This window comes from Sphingomonas sp. RB1R13, from assembly GCF_036663775.1.
In the GTDB taxonomy this organism is placed as follows: Bacteria; Pseudomonadota; Alphaproteobacteria; order Sphingomonadales; family Sphingomonadaceae; genus Sphingomicrobium.
The window spans coordinates 24,903-48,188 of sequence record NZ_JAXOJM010000003.1 but is presented as its reverse complement, the minus strand read 5'-3'; the positions used below and the strand labels follow the sequence as shown (position 1 = coordinate 48,188).

Here is a 23,286-nt window from a genome sequence, read left to right as displayed (position 1 = left end):
GATGTTTTCGAAAATCCTGATTGCGAATCGCGGCGAGATTGCGTGCCGGGTGATGCGGACGGCCAAGCGGATGGGGATCAAGACTGTCGCGGTCTACTCCGACGCCGACGCTCGAGCGCCGCATGTGACGATGGCCGATGAGGCGGTCCGGCTGGGGCCGGCGCCGGCGGCGGACAGCTACCTGAAGGCCGATCTGATTATTGCCGCGTGCAAGGCGACTGGGGCCGAGGCGGTTCATCCGGGTTATGGCTTTTTGTCCGAGCGCGAGAGTTTCGCCAAGGCACTGGCCGAGGCAGGGATCACATTCATCGGGCCGCCGCCGGGCGCGATCGCGGCGATGGGTGACAAGATCGAATCGAAGAAGCTGGCCAAGGCCGCCGGGGTCAATGTCGTGCCGGGGTTCCTCGGCGAAATCGAAGATACCGATCATGCCGTGAAGATCGCTGGCGAGATCGGCTATCCGGTGATGATGAAGGCCTCGGCCGGAGGCGGCGGCAAGGGGATGCGGCTGGCGTGGTCCGAACAGGACGTGCGCGAGGGGTTCGAGGCGACCAAGCGCGAGGGGCTGGCGAGCTTTGGTGACGACCGGGTGTTCATCGAGAAGTTCATCGAACAGCCGCGCCATATCGAGATCCAGTTGCTTGGCGACCAGCAAGGCACGATCCTTTACCTGGGCGAGCGCGAATGTTCGATCCAGCGGCGCCACCAGAAAGTGGTCGAGGAAGCGCCATCGCCGTTCGTTTCCCCGCAGATGCGCCAGCGGATGGGCGAGCAGGCAGTCGCGCTGGCCCGCGCGGTGGGCTATTATTCGGCGGGGACGGTCGAGCTGATCGTGTCGGGCGCGGACAAGACCGGGGAGGGGTTCTACTTCCTTGAGATGAATACCCGGCTGCAGGTCGAGCATCCGGTGACCGAGGAGATTACCGGGCTCGACCTGGTCGAGCAGATGATCCGGGTTGCGGCGGGGGAGAGGCTTGGCCTGACGCAGGATGATGTAGTGCTCAATGGCTGGGCGGTCGAAACGCGGGTTTATGCCGAGGATCCCTATCGCGGCTTCTTGCCGAGTACGGGGCGTCTGGTGCGCTATTGCCCGCCTGCCCAGAGCCGGGCCGAAAGCAGCCCGGTCGTGCGCGTCGACGATGGAGTGGCCGAGGGGGGCGAGGTCAGTATGTTCTACGACCCGATGATCGCCAAGCTGGTCACCTGGGCGCCGAGCCGGATCGAAGCGATCGACGCGCAGGTCTCGGCGCTCGACGCGTTCCAGATCGACGGGATCGGCGACAATCTCGATTTTCTGTCGGCCCTGATGCAGCACCCGCGGTTCCGCTCGGGGGAGATCACGACGGGGTTTATCGCCGAGGAATATCCCGACGGCTTCCACGGTGCCCCGGCGAGCGAGGAATTGCTTGAGGATCTCGCTGCGATCGCGGGCTATGTCGCGGCGGCGAGCGAGACTCGCGCGGCGCTGATCGACGGGCAGCTTGGCGGGCCGGTCTATCCCGATGGCGACTATGTCGTTCGCGTGTCGGGAACCGAATTTGCCGTCGCGGTCGAGCCCTATGAGGGCGGGCTGCTAGTCAGCGTCGATGGCGAGGAGGAGGTCGACCTGATCGCCGACTACGTCCCGGGGCAGCGGCTGCTGGTGGCCGATCTCGACGGGCGGCGGCGGATCGTGCGGATCGCGAAGGAAGGGCGCGGGTGGCGATTCACGACGCTGGGTGCGCGGCATCATGTCGAAGTGATGGCGCCGCATGTCGCGGACCTCACCCAGCACATGATCGAGAAGGTAGCGCCCGACATGTCGCGCTTCCTGCTGGCACCGATGCCGGGGCTTCTGACCCGGCTCGAGGTCAAGGCCGGCGACAATGTCGAGGCCGGCCAGCCGATCGCGGTGATCGAGGCAATGAAGATGGAAAATATCCTCCGCGCGACGAAGGCCACTACGATCAAGGCCACCCCGGCAGCGGCAGGCCAAAGCCTGGCCGTCGACGAGGTGATCGTCGAGTTCGAATGATGTTCGATCGGCTCGCAAGCGATGGTTGCCTGGTGTTCGACACGCTGTTCGATCCGGCCCTGATCAAGCGCGCACACGACGAATATGAGCGGCAATATGGCACGTTCGACGTGGATGAATTGCCGCTCCACATGAACGTCGGTGATCGGCGGCTGCACTTGCCGATTGCGCTGACGGGCGCGCTGCTCGATCCGCTGCTCTATGCCAATCCATTGTTGATGATGGCGCTGGGGACGGTGTTCGGCGAGCCCTATCTGATTGACAATGCGACCGTGGTGACCGCGCTTCCGGGCGCCCAGCCCCAGCGATTTCACCGCGATCACCCGGCCCTGTTCGCCGAGCAGGCGGGGCTGGCGGTGACCCTGCCGCCCTATGCGATCACGGTTGCAATCCCGCTGATCGATCTCGACCCGGCCATTGGGACGACCGAATTATATCCCGGAAGCATGGCGCTGAGGCTGGACGACGCGGGTGGTTTTCCCGAATTCGGCAACGCAACACTCCCTTACGTCAAGCGCGGCGGCTGCTTCCTGATGGACTATCGCCTGTGGCACCGCGGGTTGGCCAATATGTCAGACCGACCGCGTCCGATCCTCTACCTGATCTATACGCGCGAGTGGTTTACCGACGTGCGGAATTTCAAGAAGCATGCCCGGCTGCTGGTCAGCCGCGAAGACGCCGAGGCAATTCCGGTGGAGCATCGGCCGCTCTTCCGGCGGTTGGCGGGCAAGGGGCTGCTCGACGTTACGATAAAGGAATTGAAGGCCGAACCGCCCAAGCGCGGTTGAGCTTGGCGAGAAGGGCCTGGCATGGCATCGAAGCGCGAGACAGGAATCAGGGAGAGCGAAATGTACAGCCACATGATGGTCGGGTCGAACGACATTGACCGGTCGAAGAAATTTTATGACGCGCTGTTCACCGCGACCGGCGGGAGCGAAGGGCGGATCGATCCCAAGGGTCGGCTTTTGTATATGAAAGACGGCGGGATGTTCATTGTCACCCCGCCGATCAATGGCGAACCGGCGACCCATGGCAATGGCTCGACGATCGGTTTTGCAGTGACTGGGCCTGAGCAGGCCCATGCGTGGCACGAGGCGGGGGTTGCCGCTGGTGGCACGGCGATCGAGGACCCGCCGGGCAAGCGCAGCGGTGGCGGCATGAACCTGTATCTCGCCTATCTGCGCGATCCCGACGGCAACAAGCTGTGCGCATTGCACCGGCTTCCCGCCGACGCGTAAACGGGCACTAGGCATTTTTACGGCGCGGCTTCATTGAGGGGGTAATCTTTCAAGGAGTCGCGCCCGTGACCAAGCATCGCATCGCCTTTCTCAACGGATCGCTCCGCAAGGATAGTTTACACAAGCGTCTGGGGCTGGCGATCACCGCAGCGACGGCTGGGCGGCTGGACATCGTGGCGATCGAGATTGGTGACTTGCCGCTCTACAACCAGGACAAGGATGGCGACGCGGCGCCCCCGCAATATGCTGCTTTCCGCGAGGCGATCGGCGGCTGCGACGGGCTGTTGTTCGGCAGCCCTGAATATAATCGCGGGATCACCGGGGCGCTCAAAAACGCGATCGACGTGGGCTCGCGCCCTTATGGCAAGAGCGTCTATTCGAAGAAACCCGCCGCGGTGTTTTCTGGCTCGCCCGGGCTGACCGGCGGGTTCGGGTCAAACCATGCGCTGCGCCAGGCATGCGTCTTCCTCGACGTGCCGGTGATGCAGCAGCCCGAAGCCTATTGGGGCATGTTGTCGGACCAGAAGATCGCCGCCGACGGGACGATCAGCGACGAAATGCTCGGAAAGTTCGTCGCCGGATTCGCCCATGCGTTTGCCGACTGGGTCGACCTCATCGCAGCGGGTCGGGCGAAACTTGCGGAGAACCCGGCCTAAAGCTTGGGCAAGGTGACGCCGCGCTGGCCCATATATTTGCCGGCGCGGTCTTTGTAGCTCGTCTCGCAGCGCTCATTGCCTTTGAGGAACAGGAACTGGCAGGCGCCTTCATTGGCGTAGATCTTCGCGGGTAATGGGGTCGTGTTCGAAAATTCGAGCGTAACATGGCCCTCCCATCCGGGCTCGAGCGGAGTGACGTTGACGATGATCCCGCAGCGAGCATAGGTCGACTTGCCAAGGCAGATCACCAGCACATCCTCGGGCACGCGGAAATATTCGACCGTGCGGGCGAGTGCGAAGCTGTTGGGCGGGATGATGCAGCAGTCGGTCTTGCGATCGACGAAGCTGTTGGCCGAAAAATCCTTGGGATCGACGATCACCGAATCGAGGTTGGTGAAAATCTTGAACTCGTCGGCGACGCGCGCGTCATAGCCATAGGACGACAGGCCATAGCTGATGCAGCCATCGCGGCGCTGGGCCTCGACGAACGGTTCGATCATCGCGTTGGTGGTGGCTTGCTCGCGAATCCAGCGGTCGGAAAGAATGCTCATATCGCGGACGTAGCGAACTTACCCACAGGGCATCCACACATATCTCGTCGCAACCCGCTGGAGCCATCGCGGCAAGAGGTGTAAACCGGGCCCATGGCCGAAATCCTCCGTATAGCCGGGTCGCACGACGCCCCCCACGCCCCTGTCCTCCCCGCCAATGTCGAGGCCGAGGCGGCGCTGCTTGGCGCGTTGATGATCGACAACCGAATCTGCGAAGACGTCCAGATCCGCTTGAAGGCGCATCATTTCTTCGAGCCGCTTCACGGGCGGATCTATGACGCGATCCTTCGCCTCAACGACAAGAACATGATCGCCAATCCGGTCACGCTTCGCCCGATGTTCGACGGCGACGAGGCGATGAAGGAAGTCGGCGGACCGGCTTATCTGGCGCAGCTGACCGGATCGGGCGCGGCGGTGATTGGGGCGCGCGACTTTGCCGTGCAGATTTATGACCTCGCGTTGCTGCGGGCGCTGATCGGAGTCGGGCGCGAGATGGTCGAAGGCGCGCTCGATACCAGCGAGGATGTTGCTCCGCTGGCCCAGATCGAACGCGCCGAGACCGAGCTGTACCGCGTTGCCGAAGAGGGTGGGAGCGAGGGCAAGGTCAAGAGCTTCGCCGAAGCGTCGATGGAGTCGATCAAGAATATCGAGCTTGCGCTTCAGAATGGCGGGCATTTGTCGGGTATCACCACCGGCATCGACGGGATCAACGCCAAGATTGGCGGGCTTCACCGATCGGATCTGACGATCCTTGCCGGACGCCCGGGCATGGGCAAAACCAGCCTTGCCACCAACATCGCCTTCTCGGCCGCGCAGCGCTACGCGCGTGACATTGAAGACGGGATCGAACCGGGCAAGTCGGCCGGCGCGGCGGTGGCCTTCTTCAGCCTGGAAATGTCGGCTGACCAGCTGGCGACGCGAATCCTGGCCGAACAGTCGAATATCAGCTCGGAGAATCTGCGCACCGGTCGGATCAGCAAGCAGGAGTTTCAGCAGCTGGCACGGGCGTCGGGCGAGCTGTCGGGGTTGCCGCTGTATATCGACGACACGCCGGGGCTGACGATCGCCGCGCTGCGGACGCGGGCGCGGCGACTGAAGCGACAGAAGAATGTCGGCATGATCGTGGTCGATTATCTGCAACTGCTCCAGGGCAGCGGCAAGGGCAGCAACGATAATCGCGTCCAGGAAATCTCGGAGATCAGCCGCGGGCTGAAGCAGCTCGCCAAGGAATTGCACGTGCCGGTACTGGCGCTGTCGCAGCTCAGTCGCGCGGTCGAGCAACGCGAGGACAAACGGCCCCAGCTGAGCGACCTTCGCGAATCGGGATCGATCGAACAGGATGCCGACATCGTGCTGTTCGTCTATCGCGACGACTATTACCTCGCCGCCAAGCAGCCCTCGGACGACCATCCTGATATCGACTCCTGGCGCGAAGAGATGGCTCGAGTCTATGGCACCGCCGAGCTGATTGTGGCGAAGCAGCGCCACGGTTCGACCGGCAAGATTCGCATGCGCTTCGACGCCCGGGTGACCAAGTTCAGCGATGCGGCGAACGAGGAATATCTGCCCGACATGCGCGATTGAGTAGCGCGTTCAGCGATTCCCCTCGGGGTCCCTGAGCCCTTCGCCGATTGTTGCCCGCGCTATGTCGGCTTCGACGCTCGTCACCGGGTAGGCGCAATAATCGGCGGCGTAATAAGCGCTCGGACGATGATTGCCTGACAGGCCGATGCCACCGAACGGAGCGTTGCTGGGCGCGCCATTGGTCGGGCGGTTCCAGTTGATCACGCCCGAACGGATGTTTGCCCAGAAGCGGTCGTACATTTCGGGCGTGCCGCCGATCAGGCTGGCGGCAAGGCCGAAGCGGGTGGCGTTGGCCTCGTCGATCGCGGCGTCGAAATCCTTGACCCGGATAATCTGGAGCACGGGGCCGAACAACTCCTCATCAAGCCGGTCCTTTGCGTCGGTCATGTCGATCAGCGCGGGGGTTAGATAGGGCCGCTCCTCATAGGCGCGGTCGAGCCGGCGGATGGCCTTGCCGCCCTTCATCATCAGGCCGAGGAAGCGATCCTGGAGGATGTCGGCGGCGATCAGGTCAATCACCGGGCCCATGAACGGCTGGGGGTCGGCGCGGGGTTCGTCGACGATGATCCGGTCGATCAGCCGGGTGATGGCTTCTAGCAGCGGGCCCTCGGTTCCGTCTTCGACGATCAGTCGGCGACAGGCGGTGCAGCGCTGGCCGGCCGACAGATAGGCCGACTGGACGATCATCACCGCTGCGGTCTCGATGTCCTGCACATCCCACGCCACGATGGGATTGTTGCCGCCAAGCTCGAGCGCGATGATCTTGGCCGGCGTTTCGGCGAACTGGCGGGCGAGCGAGGCGCCGGCGCCGGCCGAGCCGGTGAACAGCAGCCCGTCGATGCCGGGGTCGGCGGCAAGCGCCTTGCCCTCGTCGACCCCGCCGATCAGCAGGCGCAGGACACCGTCGGGGACGCCCGCCTCATGCAGGCAATCAACTAGAAACTCGCCGCTAGCCGGGGTTTTTTCCGAAGGCTTGAAAACCACGGCGTTGCCGGCGAGGAGGGCGGGGACGATATGGCCATTGGGCAGGTGCGCGGGGAAATTATAGGGACCGAGCACGGCGAGCACGCCGTGCGGCTTGTGGCGCACCGCGACCTTTGCGCCCAGTGCGCCCTCCATCTTTCGCATCGGCGTGCGCTCGGAGTAGGCGTTGACTGAAATGTCGACCTTGGCGATGACCGAGGCGACTTCGGTCTTGGCTTCCCAGAAGGGCTTGCCGGTTTCGCGCGCGATGAGGTCGGCGAAGACGTCGGCCTTGGCGCGGACGACATTGGCAAAGCGGCGCAGCGTTTCGATCCGGTAGCTGACCGATTGCGCGGCCCAGGCGGGCCAGGCGGCGCGAGCGACGGCAACCTCGACGGCAGCGTCGCCAAGCGGCCCCGACCATAGCTCGAGGCCGGTCGCGGGTTCAGTCGAAATCAGCCTGTCGATGGTCCCTGTCACGGTGAGGGTGCTGGCCTGTTCGTTAACCAAGGTCAAGCTGATGAGTTCTGCACCATGGCCTCGCCCATGCGGCGGATGGCGGCGAGCTTGGCGTGGAACAGGGACCAGTCGTCGTTGGCGGCGATGGGGGCCCAGAGTGCCTCAACCTCCTCGATCGGCATCGAGCAGGGGGCGGGGTCGGACCAATAGTCATGGGTCGGCGGGCGATCACGACCAGCAAGGGCGGCGGCGAGGGCGCGGAAGGGCGGGGCGGAGTAGGCCTCGCCGCCGGGATCGCGGCCGCCGTGCCAGTCAAAGAACAGGCGGTCGATGGTGACGGCTTTCGACTTGAGCGCGGTCAGGAGGACAGCGGCGAGGGCGCGGTCTTCGTCGGGGGTTTTGGGATCGACCCCGAGGCGGGCGACGAGGGCGGCGGTGAGGGCCGCCTGGAAGCGATCGGGCCAGCCAAGGAGAGACGCTTGGACACGGTCAGGATCGCAAATTAAGGCAAGGCAACCAGCAAGTTGCGCCAGGTTCCAGTGGATCGCTTCGGGCTGTTTTCCAAAGGCGTAAAGACCGGTCTCGTCGAAGTAGGCGGCGGTGAAATCCTCGTCCCAATAGGTTGCAAATCGCCACGGACCATAGTCGAAGCTTTCGCCTGAAATTGCGATATTGTCGCTGTTGAGGACCCCGTGGACGAAGCCCGCGGCGAGGTAGGAGGCGGCGAGGCGGGCGGTGGCGGCACAGACGAGGTCGAACAGGCGTTCGGCGTTGGCGGCGGGGTCTTTTGCGGGGTTTTCATTGTAGAGGTTGGCGAGGCAGTAGGCGGTCAATTTGGCGATATTGTCGGTCTCGCCGAGGTAGGCCAATCGTTGGAAGTTGCCGATGCGGATATGGCCGTGACCGAGGCGGGTGAGCACGGCGGAGCGGGTCGGCGACGGCTCATCGCCGCGCCACAATTCTTCGCCGGTTTCGAACAGGGCGAACGTCTTGGAGGTGTTGACCCCGAGCGCTTCGAGCATCTCGGTCGCGAGGATCTCGCGCATCCCGCCCTTGAGGGTCAGGCGACCGTCGGCCCGCCTACTCCACGGGGTTTGCCCCGACCCCTTGGTGGCGAGGTCGAGGAGGCGGTCGGCGGGATCGCGAAGCTGGGCGAAGAGGAAGCCGCGGCCGTCGCCGAGGTTCGGGTTGTAATGGCGAAACTGGTGGCCGTGATAGCGCAGCGCAAGCGGTTGCGGGAGATTGTCGGGCAAGGGCGAGAAGCGCGCGAAATGGGCCACGCGCTCGGCCTGATCGAGCTCGCCGAGCCCGATTTGCGCAGCCCAGCGCGCATTCCAGAAGCGTATGATCGATTTCGGAAAGTCGGCGGGTGCCACGACATCGTAAAATGCGTCGCCCAGGGTCAGGATGGCGGGGTGGGGGCGATAGGCTTGCGAGAGCGGCATTGCCCCGCGATAGATGCTTCACGCGCAAAGAGGAACCACATGGCGACCTATACCGATCGAAGCTGGAACAGTCCCGACGGTCTGCGCCTCCACTATCGCGATTATGACGGGCCGCATGAACGGCCGCCGATCCTGTGCATCCCCGGGCTGACCCGCAACGCGCGCGATTTCGAGCCCGTTGCAGAGCGGTTCGCAGGCAAATGGCGCGTGATCGTGGTCGACTTGCGCGGACGGGGATCAAGCGAACATGATCCGAACCCGGCCAATTATGTGCCGCAGGTCTACGCCGCCGACCTGTTGAAGCTGCTCGACCAGTTGGGCATTGCCGATGCAGTGTTCGTCGGCACCTCGCTTGGCGGGATCGTGACGATGGTCATGGCGAAGCGCGACGTCGAACGGATCGCGGGGGCGCTGCTTAACGATATCGGCCCCGAAATCGATCCGCGCGGGCTGGCGCGGATCGGGTCGCATGTCGGCAAAGCGGTCGACTATGCGGATTTCGCCGAGCTGGCGCGCGACCTTGCGACGCGCAACGGCGATACATTTCCCGATTATACGCCCGAGCAATGGGAGAAGTTCGCGCGCACCCTGGCGAGCGAGCAGGACGGGCGGGTCCGGTTTGATTATGACATGGCAATCGCCGGCGGGTTCGAGGCGAGCCGCAGCGCGCCTCCGGCGGATATCTGGCCCTATTATCGCGCGCTGGCGGGACGCCCGGTAACGCTGTTGCGGGGCGAACTGACCGATTTGCTCGAGGAGAAGGTCGCGCAGCGAATGGCGAGCGAGATTCCCGATGTCGAGCTGGTGACGATCCCCCGGGTCGGCCATGCCCCGGCGCTCGATGAGCCCGAGAGCCTGGCGGCAATCGAGCGATTGCTGGGACGGGTATTGGCGCGGGAAGAAGAGCACGCTTAGCTCTGCGAGTCTTTGTTTCGAAGAACTGTGCCAGCCCGCACCCGCCTTAAGTTTGAACGTCCGGGGGACGTTCAAGGCTTTGGCCCGACCAACCCACACGGTAAACTGATTGGGTTGGTCGGGAGGGGGTGCGGGCTGGCACAGAACCAGCGAAGCGACGCGTAGCGCCAACAAAATCACCTCTGTGTCAGGGCCCCTGCATATTCCGGGTCTTCGAGCGCGCGGCCCGCGCCTAATGCGACGCACATCAGCGGGTTGTCGGCGATGGTCACCTGCAATCCGGTTTCGTCGGCCAGCAGCCCATCGATCTGGGGCAGGAGCGAGCCGCCGCCGGTCATCATGATCCCGCCGTCGATGATGTCGGCAGCGATTTCAGGCGCAGTGTTTTCGAGCGCACGGCGGACCGCCTGCATGATCTGACCGACGGGATCGCGAAGCGCGTCAACCAGCTCGTCCTGGCTGATCTCGATCTCGCGCGGGACACCGCGCGCGACGTCGCGGCCACGGACCAGCGCTCGGCGACTTTCGGTCCCGGCGGGAACGCGCGCGGTGCCGAGTTCCTTCTTGATCTTCTCGGCGGTGGCGTCGCCGATCAGCAGGCCGTGGTTGCGGCGGATCGCCTGCGCGATGGCGTCGTCCATCTTGTCGCCGCCGACGCGGGCCGACATCGAATAGGTCAGTCCCTTGAGCGAAATGACCCCGACCTCGGTCGTGCCGCCACCGATATCGACGACGAGCGAGCCGGTCGGGGTGGTCACTGACAGGCCCGCCCCGATCGCTGCGGCGATGGGTTCAACCAGCAGCGAGACCGAGCTTGCCCCGGCGTTGGAGGCGGCGTCACGGATCGCGCGGCGCTCGACCTGGGTCGACCCCGAAGGCACGCAAATGACGATCTGCGGCCCGCGCGTGAAGCGGCTGTGCCCGCCATTCGCCTTGTGGATGAAATGCTTGATCATCTGCTCGGCGACTTCGAGGTCGGCGATGACGCCGTTGCGAAGCGGACGGATGGTCTTGAGATAGGCGGGGGTCTTGCCCATCATCAGCTTGGCATCGGCGCCGACCGCACGGACCCGGCGAACGCCGTCGTGCATCTCCATCGCGACCACCGAGGGTTCGTTGATCACGATCCCGCGACCGCGCGCATAGACGACGGTATTGGCGGTCCCAAGGTCGATCGCGAGATCGGTCGAGGCAAGCTTGAAGAAATGGCTGAAGGCCATGGAGAAACGTCTTTCCACCCCCATGAATGAGGAGTTTACCCCGGCGGCATGGCGACGGTCAGCGCAACCCCGCCGGCCGCCATTAGCGGCGGTTAAAGACGAGGGGAGGGGTCACTGCGATGAACCGGAGAAAATGGAGGTGGATACAGTTTAGTGATCACTTGTCTCCGACCGCAATTTCCTGCGAACAGGGAAAATACAGGGAAAATCGAAAAAAGAGCGATGAAGGCCGGCGTTCAGCCAGCTATAAGCGACTGATTTTCTGAACCTTCTTCTTCAATTTCCCTGCCTACGGAGCAGGGAAGTTTCTTGCGATAGCAGAGAAGCATATCGAGTCGAGCAGGGGCCTTAAGCCGCATTAGACTAGCCAAGGATGCTTCGACCGGGAGGGCGGCGGCCGACGTCTCGTACGTCGCCGAGTAAGCCCCCGTGACCGGCATAGAGTGGGCCGACTCCCGGCTCCAAGCCGTCGATGCCCTGTTTGACCGACGTGGGGGAAGGCGTTGGGGCTAGGGCTTCCGAGCGGTTAACATACTATTTCTTTCACCACACATCAGCCGTTCCTCCAATCGCGCCGGCAGTAACGAAGCCGACACTGGAAGTGACGACCTCATGATACCGCAAGGTTCGACGGTCGCGCGTTCCGGGTAGCGTCTTCCGAAGGAAAGAAGTAGCGTGATCTCTAGGAGCCGGACGGGATATAGGTCATGACGGCGTCACGAAGCGACTTTACGTGTGGGGGTGCTCTTGGTGAGTAATGCTCTGCCCGCTTCTACGTAACAGGTGCAACGAGGTGGGGTGTCCAATCAGGCGATCGGTGCGGCAACAACGCGCCCAATCTCGGCTGTTGAAGCCGCGTGCCGGGGAACCCCTAAGCAGACCATCGTTCAGCCTGACTCGATATCCGCTAGTGGTGGGATTACGGCTCGGCCGCTTGATAGTGCGCGGGCTCGATCCAAAAGCCCTGTAGACGCCATCCGTTGAAGGTCCTAATCTCAGCGATTGGCCCGTCCGGACGCGATGGGTTGAGAGGTGGGGGTCTCTCTGTCGAACATTACCGCGACTGATCTTGCTTCTACGCTGACTGGCGATCCGGAAGCTCTCGACGTCCATCTTACCTTGGTCGAGAGCGACGTCTCGATCAAAGGTCATGCAATCAAGGTTCACTGCTATTGCCTGACCGTGGATGGAAATGGGCGCGTTCAACCGCATCGACTGGCGGAATTCATGCGCAACGCCGTCGTTGACTATGCCATCCCCCGCTCGAAGGTTGCCGAAGCGAAGGCCCGGGACCTCAGGTTCAACAGCACCGCCGCCGTCGCCGAACTCGTCGAGCGCGCTAAGCGCTCGTTCACCGATCTTGCACGGAGTGGCGAAGGCGGCGAGATGCTGCTCTTCCTGCTGGCCGAGCGCTTCCTTAAGTTACCCCAGATCCTCTGCAAAATGGATCTCAAGACCGACACCAGAATGCACTATCACGGCGCAGACGGCGTCTATGCTGGCGTTTCGCCCGACGGCATTCTGAAGCTCTACTGGGGCGAGTCAAAAGTCTACAAGAAGGTTGCGGCCGCGCTCAGCGATTGCTTGGCGTCCTTGGCACCGTTTCTCGTTGAGCCCGACCACGAAGGTGCCGATCGCGAGCGCGATCTGATCCTCCTGAGCGACAAGGCCGACCTCAGCGATCCAGAGCTGACCGGCGCCCTCAAGCGCTATTTCGATCGCTCATCGGTGATGTCGGCCCGCGTCCAATATTGCGGCGTGGCGCTCGTGGGCTTCGACGCGCCCTTCTACCCGGCCGATAATGTCAAGGCGATTGCGGACGACATAGCTGATGGCGCTCGCAAGGCGCTGACCGACTGGAGCGACAACATTGGTAAGCGCCTGGTGGCTGAGAAATTAAGCGACATAGAAATTCAGCTGTTCTGCATCCCGATGCCCTCAGCCGAGGGCTTCCGGAGCGCTTTTCTGACGGCGATGGGGATCGCCACCGCATGAGTTTGAGCGACTTGCAGTCCTGGCTGCGCACCGATGGGATACGCGAGGATCTCGACGCGATCACCCGCATGACCGTGCGCACGGAGATCGACAATCTCCAGCTCGAAGAGACCGATCCCGAAATTGATTGGCCTCGCCTGTTGCTTGCTGGCAGCGTTCTGGCCCGTTCGACCGAGCGCATTGATCAGGACGCGGCCCTCCGGATCGCAACGGGGGCCATTGCATTTACCGGTGAGCCGCGGATCAGGGACGCGGGCGCGGTGCTCTTGGGCAAGCTATCCAACTTTCGTGCTGTTGAGCTCGCGAGCAAGCGCGGCTTGCTGGAAGACGGGCTTGAAGAACGTCTCGGCGTCGCGCTGCGTTTAGAGGCACAGCGACGTGAGATGGAGCGATCAATCCTGGTCGAATCAAGCGGGGCATGGCTCCAAGTTAACGACTTCCAGGAGCGCTTCTGGACCAATGCCAGCCGGCCCAACTGGTTGTCTGCGTCGGCCCCGACGGCATCAGGAAAGACGTTCCTGGTCCTTCAATGGCTTGTCGATCAGATGCGGATCGGTACGGCGCGCCTTGCTATTTATCTCGCCCCGACTCGCGCGCTCGTGTCAGAGATCGAGATCAGCCTGTTGTCCCTACTCGGTAAGGACGGCCCGGTCGACGTGTCGTCGCTCCCGCTGCGCGAGAAGTTCGACTCCGCCCGCTCGGGCGGCAAGAGCCTGATCCTGGTGTTCACCCAAGAGCGTCTGCACCTGCTCGCCAATCTGCTCGGCGTTGATTTCTCTACTGACCTGCTCATCGTCGATGAGGCGCACAAAATCGGCGACAATCAGCGCGGCGTGATCCTTCAGGACGCGATCGAGCGCGCGACCCGGGCAAACCCTAAGCTTAAGATAGTTTTTATTAGCCCTGCAACCCAGAACCCCGAAGCACTTTTGGCCGATGCGCCCGTCGGCGTGAACACGGTGTCGGTCGACAGCGACACGCCGACCGTTCTCCAGAATGTAATTTTCGCGGACCAAGTGCCGCGCAAACCGAAGCTCTGGGCGCTGGCCGTCCGGCACCATGAAGCCTTGCTGTCGGTCGGGACGCTCGAGCTTTCCAGCGGGCCAAGCGGGCCCCGGAAGCAGCTCGCCTTCATAGCGGCCGCCGCAGGGCAGCGCGGCGGCACTTTGGTCTATGCGAACGGCGCGGCGGAGTCGGAGAGCGTCGCCGATCTCATCAGCCAGCTGCTGCCCAAGCCGGTCACCATCGAACCCGAGCTCGCCGCCCTGGCCGATCTCGCGCGCAAGGGCGTGCATCCGCAGTTTAGTCTAGCCCCCTTGGTCGAGCGCGGCGTCGCCTTCCACTTTGGCAATATGCCCTCCCTAATCCGGCTCGAGATCGAGCGACTGTTCCGATCAGGCAAGATCCGCTTTCTGGTCTGCACGTCGACGCTCATCGAAGGCGTCAATCTCTCCTGTCGCACGATCGTCCTCCGTGGTCCGCGCAAAGGGAAGGGGCATCCGATGGAGCCCCACGACTTCTGGAACCTGGCAGGGCGGGCCGGGCGCTGGGGAGACGAGTTCCAAGGAAACATCATCTGCATCAGTCCAGGGGACAGAACGGCGTGGCCAACGGGCGTGCCCTATCGCGCGCGCTATCCGATCAAACGCGAAAGCGATGCCGTCCTCGAACTTGGCGACGATTTGACCAAGTATCTGTTCAACCGCGACAATGCCGACTTGTCGGCGCTCGGTCGGTCGGATCAATTTGAGCAGGTCGGAGCGTATTTGTTGACTACCTATTTGCGCCTCGGCTCGATAACGACCGCCAGTCTTGCTAAACGCCATGATAAGGTAACCCTTGAAAAGCTGGATAAGGCCCTCAAAATCCTCGCCGCACAGATCGACATCGACGTTGACTTGGCCGAGCGACACCCCGGCGTAAGCCCTATCGGCCTGCAACACTTGCTCAACGAGTTTCGCGAGTACCAAGGTAATATCGAAAACCTGCTGCCGGCCGAGATTGCGAGCGTCGATAGCTATGATCGGTTCGTCGCGATCCTGGGCAGGATTCATACGCACATGTTCCCCGCATTCGGTCCCGAGAATGTCAATCGGCTCTACGCGCTCGTCATCGTCAATTGGCTCCAGGGTCTGTCATTGGCGAACATGATCCGGAGGAACGTCGAATGGCATATTAGTGCCGGCAGGCGCTATCGCTTGCCGGCACTGATCCGGGACACGATGGATCTCGTCGAGCAGATCGCACGCTTTAAGGCGCCCAAATATCTGTCAGCGTACATGGACGTGCTGCACCTCCACCTCCGCCAGATCGGCCGCGAGGATCTAATCGACCAGGAACTCGACATCGGCACACAGCTCGAATTCGGGGTATCGTCGCGGACTTTGCTGTCTCTGATGGAGCTCGGCCTATCCCGCATGAGCGCGGTTGCCTTGTACGAGAAAATCGCCAGGGACAATCTTAGCAAAGCGGAGTGCATTGATTGGATAACCGAGCGTCGCGGCCGTCTCGAGACGCTGGAGATCCCGCTCATCATTGTCCGGGAAGTGCGCGAGCGTTTGCTCCTGGCCGATGACCAAGGTTCCGAGGTGCACAGCCAGGGATAAGGAACTACGCCATGCCTGCGAAGCCCATCGATCTAGGACCTATGAATTTCGTCAAACGAGGTGATGCCGTCTCCTACCTCAACGAGATGCTCTATCGCTACGACCTTGGCGACAAAGTCGGCGCGGCAGACGCGGAGATCCTGCGCGCAGCACTCGACCGCCATCCCGCGGCTGCGGCCAAGGTCGGTAGCGGCATCACTCATTTCAGCGTTCGCACCGCAGAATTTGGCACCCGTTGCTTCTGGGTGAACCGTCCCGACGGCAGCACCGAAAAATTCTCGCACACAGCTTGCATCTACGGAACCTGATCGCCTTCCTTTGGCTCGACCGATCGACGCAGGCCAACCTAGAGCTGTCTTCCCTCCAGTCAAAGCCTCGCGAATGTTAGCCATCCGAATGAATTGGTTCTTCTTGACTCGGCAGCGAGCTGAACGAACGTCCTCTTCTTTGCTCTGGTTGCCCGAAAGCTGCCGGTCCGTTTTCGGCCCAACTGCAGACATTAGCAGCACCAAGATGTTTATTTTAGGAGTGCGCCGGTGCAGCATCGGCTCGGTCGAAAAACGGTCAACCGGACACCGCGGTTGCGCGCCGTCTCGACCCTACTTCGTGCGTTCAGTCGCCAGGGTCATTCTCCTTATCCGAGTGGCTAGTGCTGCGATTTATCGGAGTTGCACTTTCGCTAAAGCGTTTCATTGCGACGCGGCGCCTACCACGCCCGAGCGCTCAGCTCGGCCAGTGTTTCACTTAGTTCGCCAATATATACGAGCGTTACCTGATCTTTATGGCGGCAGCCCTCCCGCTTGCTCCTCTCGCATGCCGCCGTAAACTTAACCCGAAGCTGTGTGTATAAGCCTTCGCCGCCATCGCTCTGCGGCATCGCCAGCATCACGGTAGCTTGCCCGTTGGCGGCGAAGGGCATGGCTTGGCCCACAGTCACCGGTCCCTGCCCCGCCCGTGATAGCGCGACCATCGGCGGTTCCGAGCAGGCTGAAGATACGAGCACCTCGCAGCCGAGGTTCGTAAGCAGCAATCGATCGCCATCGATTGTTACGGACCCGCTCCGTTCCCCTTGCGCTTCTAGTGCGAGCTCGCGCGGTTTACTTTCGACCGCTTTCATCGTCGCGACCCGGATCGCAATGAACAGGTCTCGGCCATCGATGCTAAACGTTCGCGTCCGATCGTTGGTGGTCGAGCCTTGGATTTTGGTCTGGCCATACACGATCGTGCGTGCGTTGAGCCCGACGTCGCCGTCGGATGTCACCGTCACGCCGCCGGCTTTGAGCGCTGCGACGATGCGGGGCTCGCCGGGAGGTCCGGATAGTTTGCTGACGTCCTTGACGCGAATGATCGTCAGCTCGGTGAAGTGGGCGGTAAAATGATCGCGAACGTGGGGATCAATACCAAGTAGCGAGAACAGGCCGGTCGACAGGCTGAGCTGCAAATTCTTGTCGATGTTGATGCCGTTGAGGCTGCGTACGGTCTCGAGATTGTCGGCGGTGGCTCCCTCACCGGTCGGTCCGTAGCCTTGGACCCACAGCGCGCCGACCGGGACGTCGGGTCTGGGCGAACGGATCGCGGCAAACCCGTCGAACGCCGCATGCGGATCGGGGACGAACCTGTCGGCGCCAATAGCGGGAGCGCTCGCTGCGAGCAGCAACGCGGCGATGCAGCCTCTCATATTCCTCTTCGCTTGGCGCGGTCGAGATAACGCAGCACCTTGCTGATAGTTGCCTGGCGCGGCTCGCGCCCTGAGCGCAGGTCGAACACGAAGCGCGGGTCGCCGACGCTCTCGCGCCCGAACCGGGTCGGTGGCATGCGAGCTGCACGCAGATGTTTCTCGACCCTATCCAGCAACATAATCCGCTTCCGACTCGCCTTAAACTGCGTTGCCCATTTGTTCTCATATGAAATCCTACTTGTCTAGTCTCATCCTAGTCATTATAGGATGATTTATGAAACAAGATGACGCTCGCACCAATCTCGAACGGCTGATCCGGGAACGGCGCGAGGACTATGCAAATCTGTCGCGGCTGCTCGGCCGGAACGCTGCTTACATCCAGCAGTATATTAAACGCGGGGCGCCGCGCGAGTTGGCCGAGCGTGACCGCAAAACGCTTGCTCGTTACTTCGGCGTTGACGAGGAGCTGCTAGGTGGTCCTTCCCCGCTGAGCGAGGACAATGCACCAAGCAAGCTCATTGCCATCCCGCGCTATAATGTCAGCGCGTCGGCGGGCTCGGGTGCGCTCGACGGCAGCGAGCGCCCTATCGCCCACATCGGTTTTGAGCCGCTATGGCTTGAGCGCCTCTCGCGAGCCCGTCCACGTGACCTTTCCATCATCCAGGTCGAAGGCGACTCGATGTTCCCGACGCTTGGCGACGGCGATGATATCATGGTCGATCGCTCGGCCGCGCTGCGCAAGGTTCAGGACGGCATCTACGTCCTTCGCCGCGACGATACGCTGCTGGTCAAGCGGATCACCGTTCATCCTACAGATACGACGATTACTATCTCCTCAGACAACCCGACTTACGCCCGCTGGCCCGACTGCCGGCCTGAGGATGTTACGATCATTGGGCGAGTGATCTGGGCGGGACGCAGCATTCGCTAGCTGCGAATAGGACAAGTCCTACAAAATAGATGCCTCTGGTCGATTGTTGGATAAGTCCTATCGATCGTGACCTATTCTTCCATCTGTCCCGGCGGAATGGGAAGAGTGCTCTCCCTTCTCACTCGCGTTCCGCCGGGCACTTCGAGGTTCCCATGCGGCGATCCGCACTTCTCATTGGACTGGTGTTGGCAGGCAGTCCTGCAGTTGCGACCGAAACCATATCGTACAGCTATGACGCTCGAGGCCGCCTGATCCGGGTCGCCCGCACCGGCACCGTCAATAACGGTGTCAGTACGAGCTACCAGATGGACAAGGCCGACAACCGGACGGCCAAGACGACGACCGGGTCGCCCAACCCCGGACCGCCGTGATCTGAGCCGCGCCTCGCGCGCTTCCTTTTCTGCCGCTCGCGGCACGCCAATATTTGCATCGGAAAAATATCATGACCTCGACCTCCATCGGGCGCCGCCTTCGCGTGCGCCGCGCTCTGCTCAGCTTGACCACCGTCCTCAGCCTTGGAATTGGTGCTCCGGCGCTCGCCCAGCTCGCGGCGCCGGTTCCCGTTCGCCAAGCGCTGGACGCCAATGGCGTCGACCTGTTCAACGGCACGCTGCGCTTGACCGCGCCGGCGCTGTCGATGGGTCAGGGGGATCCGCAGGGCCTTGTCTACGCCATGTTCAACAACGGGAGTGGCTGGACCGACAATGTCACCGCCGCACTCAACCTCTCGGGCACCACGATGATCGTCAATCTTGGCGGAAAGACCGATACCTTCACGGTGTCGGGGACGATCTATCTGCCGACCGAAGGCAATGGCGCGACGTTGATCTACAACTCGACGACGAACGTCTACACCTACACCGCGGCCGACGGTACGGTCATCCACTTCGACAAGAACCGTGCGACCAACTCGCCCTACTACTCCAACGCCGGGCGCGCCACGGACCTGCTTCGCCCCTCAGGCGTCAAGCTCGTCTACAGCTACTCGCCGATGGACTATTGCCGGACATGGAAGCCAGGCGGCAATGGCAGCATCTGCACATCCACGGGCACGATCTACATCCTCAACACAATCCGCAATAGCTACGGTTATCAAATCAGCCTTCAACATCCCAATACCGAGTACATTTACGATTCGACCACGCCCGAGATCCAACCCAACTTCGCGATGGTATCGAAGGTTACCGGCGCAACGATGACCAATCTTGCAGTGGCGTCGGGCGCAAGCACCCCAACCGAGACCCTTGACGACACTCCCATCGGCGGCGTTCCATATTTCTCGGTCACCGATCCCATGGGCCGCGTCACCAAATATCGCATGACCTCAGGCCTCCTCAGCGGCATCACACGTCCGGCCAGCACGTCCGAAGATGTGACCATCGGCTACACCTCGGGCCTTGTGTCGAGCATCGCCACCCCGGCAGGTACGACCAGCTATGCTAGGAGCGACGCTTCGGGCGTCCGCACCGTCACGGTCACCGATCCGCTCAGTCACGCGACCGTCTACACTTTCGATATCGCCTCCCAGCGCATGACGGGAGTGACCGACCCCAATGGACATGCGACCGGCGCGACCTACGACACCAGTGGCCGGCTCACTCGCGTCACTCGTCCCGAGAGCAATTATACCCAGGTCACCTATGACGCCCGCGGCAATATTACCGAGAACCGCACTGTCGCGAAGTCCGGTTCGGGGCTTTCCGACATCGTCTCGACGGCGGGCTACGATATTAGCTGCGCCAACACGATCACCTGCAACCGGCCCAACTGGACCAAGGATGCCAAGGGCAACCAGACTGACTATGCGTATGAGGCTACCCACGGCGACCTGCTGAGCGTCACCTTGCCCGCGCCGACGACGGGTGCGGTACGACCCCAGACCCGGCTGAGCTACTCGACCCTCCAGGCCTACTTCAAGAACAGCAGCGGATCGATCGTCGCGTCGGGCGAACCGGTCACGCGGCTGACCGGAACCTCGGCTTGCCAGACCGCCTCGAGCTGCACCGGTACAGCCGACGAGGTGAAGGCAAGTGTCAGTTATGGTCCGCAGACGACCGGTGTTGGCAATAATCTGCTTCCCGTTTCGGCGAGTAAGGGGTCGGGCGACGGCGCGCTGACCGCGACCACTGCCTACGCATACGACGATGTTGGCAATCTTCTGACCGTCGATGGCCCGCTTGCCGGCACGGCCGACACGACCCGCTATCGCTACGATGCCGGCCGTGCGCTAATCGGCACCGTATCGGCGGATCCAGACGGAGCGGGCCCGCTGAAGAACCGCGCCAGGCGGACGATAATCGACGCGCGGGGGCTGGTCACCCGGGTCGAGAATGGGACAGTCAACAGTCAGTCCGATGCCGACTGGACCGGGTTCGCCGCAGCCGATGCGGTCGACGCGACCTATGACACGTCGCTGCGGCCCGCGACCGCGAAACTGAGCTCGGGCGCTACCGACTATGCGTTGACCCAGACCAGCTATGACGCTGCCGGCCAGGTGCAATGCGTGGCACAGCGCATGAACACGGCGGTCTACGCCTCACTGCCGGCCTCGGCCTGCACGCTCGGGACCAGCGGAAGCTTCGGGTCGGATCAGATCGCCAAGACCCTCTACGACAATGCCGGGCAGGTGACCCAGGTGCGGGTGGCGTTCGGGACCGCCGACGAGGCCCCTGAGCGGACGCTCGCTTATTCCAACAATGGCCAGCTCATCTCGCTCACCGATGGTGAGACCAACAAGACTAGTTACGTTTATGACGGGTTCGACCGTTTGGCACAGACCCTATATCCCAGCCCAACCAAGGGTGCGGGAACGAGCAATGCGAGCGATTTTGAGCAGCTGAGTTACGATGCCAACAGCAGCGTCATTTCACGCCGCCTGCGCGATGCGACCAGCATTGCCTTCACGTTCGACGCGCTCAACCGCCTGACGTCCAAGGACTTGCCGGGCACCGAGCCCGACGTAACCTATGCCTATGACAGTTTGGGCCGGATGATATCGGCGAGCCAGGCCGGCAATGCCTTGTCGTTCACCTATGACGCGCTCGGCCGTAACCTCACCCAGGTCGGTCCCCAGGGCACGGTCAGCGCGGTGTTCGACCTTGCCGGGCGACGGACCCAGCTGACCTATCCGGGCAGCGGGCTTTATGTGAACAGCGATTTTCTTGTGACCGGCGAGACCAGCGCGATCCGCGAGAATGGGGCGACCAGCGGGGTCGGAGTGCTCGCGACGTTCGCCTTTGACAACCTCGGCCGCCGCACGAGCCTCATCCGCGGCAACGGCACGGTGACCAGCTACACATTCGATCCGGTATCGCGTCTGGCCTCACTCGGCCACGATCTTGCCGGGACCACCAACGACGTCTCGACGACGTTCAGCTACTCGCCAGCGAGCCAGATCATGAGCCTGTCGAAGACGAACGATCTTTACGCCTGGACCGGACATGGCTTGGGAACGACGGGGACAGTGACCAACGGGCATAACCAGCTCGCCACGGTCGGAGGCACCAGCGCGGTGGATGATGCGCGGGGCAACCTCACTACTGATCCGACGACGGGCAAGACCTACAGCTACTCGTCCGAGAATCTGCTGACCTCGGCCAGCGGTGGCGTGTCTCTTTCCTACGACCCGGCGCTTAGGCTCTACCAGATAGCGGGCGCCGCGACGACACGGTTCGCGTATGACGGGGCCGATGTCATCGCCGAATATGATGGCAGCAGCAGTCTGCTGCGCCGCTATATCCATGGCCCGGGCGTGGACGAGCCGCTGGTGCAGTACGAAGGCAGCGGGATGACCGATCGCCGCTTCCTTCACGCCGACGAACGTGGCAGCATCGTTGCAACCAGTGACTCGAGTGGAAACATGTTGTCGGTCAATCGCTACGACGAATATGGCAAGCCGCAGGCGACCAACGTCGGGCGGTTCCAGTACACTGGTCAAAAGTGGATCCCTGAACTCGGGCTCTACGACTACAAGGCGCGAATGTATGCTCCGCACCTTGGAAGGTTCATGCAAAGCGACCCGATGGGGTATGGCGACGGGCCAAACTCGTATGGTTACACCCGCGGGGACCCAGCCAATGGGAAGGACCCTAGCGGGACGCTCATGGCGTGCACAGGTTCAATTGTTCAAACCGTGGATTGTTCGGGTGTCCCATTTCTGTCGAGCAACGGAATTGATACTGCCGCGGCACGTATGCAACAGGAGATGGGACTATCTTCTGCTCTACCTGGTGCCTCCGCCGGAATCGTAAGCGGTGTTTTAGATTGCATAGAAACACCTGGGTGTGTTTCTGCAACTCTAGCCGTAGCATCCCTTAATTTGTCTGACGCAATTTCGCCGCAAAATAATCGGTTAGGACTAGTCCTAGTTTCGGCAACAAGAGCACCTCCAGGCCTGGGAGGCGGCCCGTTCAAGTTCGCTGACTCTTTCCAACAAGGTGGATTTCCGTTCTACGGAATTCGGATAAATGGAAATGGGCTAACCGACACATTGAGCTTTACGCGCGGTCTAGCGTTGAGCAGCGCCAAATATATCAATGCAGTTCCACGAAGTGCTCAGCCGGTTATGGTTTATACCCCTGGCCTCGTGGGAGGTGGTGATGGCATCGGTTTGGACTCAAGGAACAAATTCTACTATATCTTCCTAAATGCCTCAAATCAGTATATTGGCATTCGCGAGGATGTAGGAACTAGCTTCCAGCCACCACATTTCAACTCCGGCTTGGCAGGAAGCTTGCGCTATCCAAGCCAAGACTTGAACAATCACAGCTATTTCGGTGCACCATGAACAACGTCAACGCCAGCAAGTCCGTAGCATGGGAACGGCATACTATTCCTATAAACGACGGTCGCAGTAGAATGATAGATAAAGTCTTGGCCTCAGTTAGTACGGGCCCCGGATGCTTGGTTGTTATCAACGTTGAGGATGATCAGGCAAAGACATCCTCAACGTGTATGACGGAGTTTTTAGATCGAACCTTCGGAGGCTTGTCGATATTTGCCGAGGCGACGATATCAGGCGGCACCATCTTT

18 protein-coding genes are annotated in these 23,286 nt (G+C 61.9%); 12 read left to right on the top strand and 6 right to left on the bottom strand.

Annotated elements, in window-relative coordinates; translation table 11 throughout:
* The first annotated feature begins 1 nt into the window (after position 1).
* The 4 genes from U1700_RS09735 to U1700_RS09720 all read left to right on the top strand — a co-directional run bounded on the left by U1700_RS09735 (position 2) and on the right by U1700_RS09720 (position 3,908).
* Positions 2 to 2,014, top strand: coding sequence for an acetyl/propionyl/methylcrotonyl-CoA carboxylase subunit alpha (locus U1700_RS09735; RefSeq protein ID WP_332752381.1), 2,013 nt, complete (start codon positions 2 to 4; stop codon positions 2,012 to 2,014).
* Complete coding sequence (locus tag U1700_RS09730; RefSeq protein ID WP_332752379.1) at positions 2,011 to 2,802, top strand: phytanoyl-CoA dioxygenase family protein; 792 nt, start codon at positions 2,011 to 2,013, stop codon at positions 2,800 to 2,802. Before U1700_RS09735 ends, U1700_RS09730 begins: the two co-directional genes overlap by 4 nt.
* 60 nt (positions 2,803 to 2,862) lie before the next feature.
* Positions 2,863 to 3,252, top strand: coding sequence for a VOC family protein (locus tag U1700_RS09725; RefSeq protein WP_332752985.1), 390 nt, complete (start codon positions 2,863 to 2,865; stop codon positions 3,250 to 3,252).
* A 65-nt stretch (positions 3,253 to 3,317) separates the two neighbouring features.
* Complete coding sequence (locus tag U1700_RS09720; protein WP_332752377.1) at positions 3,318 to 3,908, top strand: NADPH-dependent FMN reductase; 591 nt, start codon at positions 3,318 to 3,320, stop codon at positions 3,906 to 3,908.
* Here U1700_RS09720 and dcd read toward each other — a convergent pair.
* Positions 3,905 to 4,459: a dCTP deaminase gene (gene dcd / locus U1700_RS09715; protein WP_332752375.1), complete on the bottom strand. Its 555-nt coding sequence runs from the start codon at positions 4,457 to 4,459 to the stop codon at positions 3,905 to 3,907. The genes U1700_RS09720 and dcd overlap by 4 nt on opposite strands.
* A 93-nt stretch (positions 4,460 to 4,552) precedes the next feature.
* On the opposite strand from dcd, the gene U1700_RS09710 reads away from it, so the two are divergent.
* Positions 4,553 to 6,043, top strand: a complete 1,491-nt coding sequence (locus tag U1700_RS09710) for a replicative DNA helicase (protein ID WP_332752373.1) — start codon at positions 4,553 to 4,555, stop codon at positions 6,041 to 6,043.
* Between the two features lie 9 nt (positions 6,044 to 6,052).
* Here U1700_RS09710 and astD read toward each other — a convergent pair whose 3' ends face one another.
* Together astD and U1700_RS09700 are read right to left on the bottom strand one after the other, a co-directional pair.
* Positions 6,053 to 7,474: a succinylglutamate-semialdehyde dehydrogenase gene (gene astD / locus U1700_RS09705; protein WP_332752984.1), complete on the bottom strand. Its 1,422-nt coding sequence runs from the start codon at positions 7,472 to 7,474 to the stop codon at positions 6,053 to 6,055.
* A 44-nt stretch (positions 7,475 to 7,518) separates the two neighbouring features.
* Complete coding sequence (locus U1700_RS09700) at positions 7,519 to 8,910, bottom strand: protein adenylyltransferase SelO family protein (RefSeq protein ID WP_332752371.1); 1,392 nt, start codon at positions 8,908 to 8,910, stop codon at positions 7,519 to 7,521.
* A 39-nt stretch (positions 8,911 to 8,949) separates the two neighbouring features.
* Between U1700_RS09700 and U1700_RS09695 the strand changes: the two genes are divergently transcribed.
* The gene (locus U1700_RS09695) at positions 8,950 to 9,825 is read left to right on the top strand and encodes an alpha/beta fold hydrolase (RefSeq protein ID WP_332752370.1); all 876 of its coding nucleotides are present in this window, start codon (positions 8,950 to 8,952) and stop codon (positions 9,823 to 9,825) included.
* Positions 9,826 to 10,001: 176 nt separating this feature from the next.
* On the opposite strand, the gene U1700_RS09690 is transcribed toward U1700_RS09695, so the two are convergent.
* Positions 10,002 to 11,045 (bottom strand): rod shape-determining protein, encoded by a 1,044-nt coding sequence (locus U1700_RS09690; protein ID WP_332752368.1) that lies wholly within the window; start codon positions 11,043 to 11,045, stop codon positions 10,002 to 10,004.
* Positions 11,046 to 12,077: 1,032 nt separating this feature from the next.
* Here U1700_RS09690 and U1700_RS09685 point away from each other — a divergent pair.
* From U1700_RS09685 to U1700_RS09675, 3 genes are read left to right on the top strand one after another with little or no spacing between them, the layout of a single operon-like run.
* A complete protein-coding gene (locus U1700_RS09685; RefSeq protein WP_332752366.1) occupies positions 12,078 to 13,040 on the top strand; it encodes a HamA C-terminal domain-containing protein in 963 nt (320 codons plus the stop codon).
* Positions 13,037 to 15,646, top strand: coding sequence for a DEAD/DEAH box helicase (locus U1700_RS09680; RefSeq protein WP_332752364.1), 2,610 nt, complete (start codon positions 13,037 to 13,039; stop codon positions 15,644 to 15,646). The genes U1700_RS09685 and U1700_RS09680 overlap by 4 nt, the downstream gene beginning before the upstream one ends.
* Before the next feature lie 11 nt (positions 15,647 to 15,657).
* Positions 15,658 to 15,954: a DCL family protein gene (locus tag U1700_RS09675; protein ID WP_332752362.1), complete on the top strand. Its 297-nt coding sequence runs from the start codon at positions 15,658 to 15,660 to the stop codon at positions 15,952 to 15,954.
* A gap of 398 nt (positions 15,955 to 16,352) precedes the next feature.
* On the opposite strand, the gene U1700_RS09670 is transcribed toward U1700_RS09675, so the two are convergent.
* The gene (locus U1700_RS09670; protein WP_332752360.1) at positions 16,353 to 17,303 is read right to left on the bottom strand and encodes a hypothetical protein; all 951 of its coding nucleotides are present in this window, start codon (positions 17,301 to 17,303) and stop codon (positions 16,353 to 16,355) included.
* A gap of 17 nt (positions 17,304 to 17,320) precedes the next feature.
* The gene (locus U1700_RS09665; protein WP_332752358.1) at positions 17,321 to 17,461 is read right to left on the bottom strand and encodes a hypothetical protein; all 141 of its coding nucleotides are present in this window, start codon (positions 17,459 to 17,461) and stop codon (positions 17,321 to 17,323) included.
* 137 nt (positions 17,462 to 17,598) lie between these two features.
* Between U1700_RS09665 and U1700_RS09660 the strand changes: the two genes are divergently transcribed.
* The 3 genes from U1700_RS09660 (at position 17,599) to U1700_RS09650 (ending at position 23,041) form a co-directional block, all read left to right on the top strand.
* The gene (locus U1700_RS09660) at positions 17,599 to 18,255 is read left to right on the top strand and encodes a S24 family peptidase (RefSeq protein WP_332752356.1); all 657 of its coding nucleotides are present in this window, start codon (positions 17,599 to 17,601) and stop codon (positions 18,253 to 18,255) included.
* 182 nt (positions 18,256 to 18,437) lie between these two features.
* Positions 18,438 to 18,626 carry a hypothetical protein gene (locus U1700_RS09655; RefSeq protein WP_332752354.1) on the top strand — a complete coding sequence of 63 codons (189 nt, stop codon included), beginning with the start codon at positions 18,438 to 18,440 and terminating at the stop codon, positions 18,624 to 18,626.
* Positions 18,627 to 18,697: 71 nt separating this feature from the next.
* Positions 18,698 to 23,041 carry an RHS repeat domain-containing protein gene (locus tag U1700_RS09650; RefSeq protein ID WP_332752352.1) on the top strand — a complete coding sequence of 1,448 codons (4,344 nt, stop codon included), beginning with the start codon at positions 18,698 to 18,700 and terminating at the stop codon, positions 23,039 to 23,041.
* The last annotated feature ends 245 nt before the right edge of the window (positions 23,042 to 23,286 follow it).

Bases quoted from the DNA above. Each gene is read 5' to 3' on its own strand.
- U1700_RS09710 (WP_332752373.1), top strand. From the start codon at position 4,553: ATGGCCGAAATCCTCCGTATAGCCGGGTCGCACGACGCCCCCCACGCC.
- U1700_RS09665 (WP_332752358.1), bottom strand. From the start codon at position 17,461: ATGCCACCGACCCGGTTCGGGCGCGAGAGCGTCGGCGACCCGCGCTTC.
- U1700_RS09735 (WP_332752381.1), top strand. From the start codon at position 2: ATGTTTTCGAAAATCCTGATTGCGAATCGCGGCGAGATTGCGTGCCGG.
- U1700_RS09660 (WP_332752356.1), top strand. From the start codon at position 17,599: ATGAAACAAGATGACGCTCGCACCAATCTCGAACGGCTGATCCGGGAA.
- U1700_RS09730 (WP_332752379.1), top strand. From the start codon at position 2,011: ATGATGTTCGATCGGCTCGCAAGCGATGGTTGCCTGGTGTTCGACACG.
- U1700_RS09690 (WP_332752368.1), bottom strand. From the start codon at position 11,045: ATGGCCTTCAGCCATTTCTTCAAGCTTGCCTCGACCGATCTCGCGATC.
- U1700_RS09650 (WP_332752352.1), top strand. From the start codon at position 18,698: ATGACCTCGACCTCCATCGGGCGCCGCCTTCGCGTGCGCCGCGCTCTG.
- dcd (WP_332752375.1), bottom strand. From the start codon at position 4,459: ATGAGCATTCTTTCCGACCGCTGGATTCGCGAGCAAGCCACCACCAAC.
- U1700_RS09725 (WP_332752985.1), top strand. From the start codon at position 2,863: ATGTACAGCCACATGATGGTCGGGTCGAACGACATTGACCGGTCGAAG.
- U1700_RS09675 (WP_332752362.1), top strand. From the start codon at position 15,658: ATGCCTGCGAAGCCCATCGATCTAGGACCTATGAATTTCGTCAAACGA.
- U1700_RS09680 (WP_332752364.1), top strand. From the start codon at position 13,037: ATGAGTTTGAGCGACTTGCAGTCCTGGCTGCGCACCGATGGGATACGC.
- U1700_RS09695 (WP_332752370.1), top strand. From the start codon at position 8,950: ATGGCGACCTATACCGATCGAAGCTGGAACAGTCCCGACGGTCTGCGC.
- U1700_RS09700 (WP_332752371.1), bottom strand. From the start codon at position 8,910: ATGCCGCTCTCGCAAGCCTATCGCCCCCACCCCGCCATCCTGACCCTG.